Below are 2615 nucleotides of genomic sequence, written 5' to 3'. Positions count from 1 at the left end.
CAATATCGAAAATCCGCCATGCGGTAAAAATACTTCCTTCAAGGAGCAAAAATGAATTTGTTGAACTTATTTAATCCGTTGCAAACTGCCGGCATGGAAGAAGAGTTTGATGCCATCAAAATCGGTATTGCCTCTCCCGAAACCATCCGCTCATGGTCTTATGGCGAAGTTAAAAAACCTGAAACCATCAACTACCGCACGTTCAAACCTGAGCGTGACGGTTTATTCTGTGCCAAAATCTTTGGCCCGGTCAAAGACTATGAATGTTTGTGCGGTAAATACAAACGCTTGAAATTTAAAGGCGTAACCTGTGAAAAATGTGGCGTAGAAGTGACCCTGTCTAAAGTACGCCGCGAACGCATGGGCCACATTGAATTGGCAGCACCAGTTGCCCATATTTGGTTCTTGAAATCCCTGCCTTCCCGCTTGGGTATGGTACTGGACATGACTTTGCGCGATATCGAACGCGTATTGTACTTTGAAGCATTTGTGGTAACCGATCCCGGCATGACTCCGTTGCAACGTCGTCAATTACTGACTGAAGACGATTACTACAACAAACTGGACGAATACGGCGACGACTTCGATGCCAAAATGGGTGCAGAAGGTATCCGTGAATTGTTGCGCACCTTGGATATTACCGGCGAAATCGAAATCCTGCGTCAAGAGCTGGAATCTACCGGTTCTGACACCAAAATTAAAAAAATTGCCAAACGTTTGAAAGTATTGGAAGCTTTCCACCGTTCCGGTATGAAACTGGAATGGATGATTATGGACGTGCTGCCGGTATTGCCGCCTGATTTGCGTCCGTTGGTTCCATTGGATGGTGGTCGTTTTGCCACTTCCGATTTGAACGATTTGTACCGCCGCGTTATTAACCGTAACAACCGTCTGAAACGTCTGTTGGAACTGCATGCGCCTGACATCATCGTTCGTAACGAAAAACGTATGTTGCAAGAAGCAGTTGACTCTCTGTTGGATAACGGCCGTCGCGGTAAAGCCATGACCGGCGCCAACAAACGTCCGCTGAAATCATTGGCTGACATGATTAAAGGTAAAGGCGGCCGCTTCCGTCAAAACCTGCTGGGTAAACGTGTGGACTACTCTGGTCGTTCCGTGATTACCGTAGGTCCATACCTGCGTCTGCACCAATGTGGTCTGCCGAAAAAAATGGCGTTGGAACTGTTCAAACCATTCATTTTCCACAAATTGGAAAAACAAGGTTTGGCGTCTACCGTTAAAGCTGCGAAAAAATTGGTAGAACAAGAAGTACCTGAAGTATGGGATATCTTGGAAGAAGTGATCCGCGAACATCCGATTATGCTGAACCGTGCGCCAACCCTGCACCGTTTGGGTATTCAAGCGTTCGAACCTATCCTGATCGAAGGTAAAGCGATTCAGTTGCACCCATTGGTGTGTGCCGCATTTAACGCCGACTTTGACGGTGACCAAATGGCTGTACACGTTCCATTGAGCTTGGAAGCACAAATGGAAGCACGCACGCTGATGCTGGCTTCAAACAACGTATTGTCTCCAGCCAACGGCGAACCAATCATCGTACCTTCTCAAGATATCGTATTGGGTCTGTACTACATGACCCGCGACCGTATCAATGCCAAAGGCGAAGGCAGCCTGTTTGCCGATGTGAAAGAAGTGCATCGTGCATACCATACCAAACAGGTTGAACTGGGTACGAAAATTACCGTACGTCTGCGCGAATGGGTAAAAAACGAAGCAGGTGAGTTTGAGCCTGTCGTTAACCGTTACGAAACGACTGTCGGCCGTGCATTGTTGAGCGAAATCTTGCCTAAAGGCCTGCCGTTCGAGTACATCAACAAAGCGCTGAAGAAAAAAGAAATTTCTAAACTGATTAACGCATCATTCCGTCTGTGCGGTTTGCGTGACACAGTTATTTTTGCCGACCACTTGATGTATACCGGTTTCGGTTTTGCGGCTAAAGGCGGTATTTCCATTGCGGTTGACGATATGGAAATTCCGAAAGAAAAAGCAGCCTTGCTGGCTGAGGCTAATGCCGAAGTTAAAGAAATCGAAGACCAATACCGTCAAGGTTTGGTGACCAACGGCGAACGTTACAACAAAGTGGTCGATATTTGGGGTCGTGCCGGCGATAAGATCGCTAAAGCGATGATGGACAATCTGTCCAAACAAAAAGTTATCGACCGTGACGGCAACGAAGTTGATCAAGAGTCCTTCAACTCTATTTACATGATGGCCGACTCTGGTGCCCGTGGTTCTGCAGCTCAGATTAAACAGTTGTCCGGTATGCGTGGTTTGATGGCCAAACCTGACGGCTCTATTATCGAAACGCCAATTACCTCTAACTTCCGCGAAGGTTTGACTGTATTGCAATACTTTATTGCGACCCACGGTGCGCGTAAAGGTTTGGCGGATACCGCGTTGAAAACGGCAAACTCTGGTTACCTGACCCGTCGTCTGGTAGACGTAACTCAAGACTTGGTCGTTGTTGAAGACGATTGCGGTACTTCAGACGGCTTTGTCATGAAAGCAGTAGTACAAGGCGGTGACGTAATTGAAGCGTTGCGCGATCGTATTTTAGGCCGTGTTACAGCATCAGATGTTGTTGATCCTTCAAC

Annotated in this window: 1 protein-coding gene; it reads left to right on the top strand. The window is 47.2% G+C overall.

Annotated features, from left to right (window positions below; all coding sequences use genetic code 11):
* Window positions 1-51: 51 nt before the first annotated feature.
* A partial coding sequence (rpoC, locus tag ACTHUE_RS15185; protein WP_440423910.1) for a DNA-directed RNA polymerase subunit beta' occupies window positions 52-2615 on the top strand: 2564 nt, incomplete at its 3' end.

It is taken from the genome of Neisseria sp. P0021.S005 (assembly GCF_051956955.1).
Note: the sequence above shows the minus strand (reverse complement) of the source record. Positions and strands in the feature narration are given on the sequence as shown.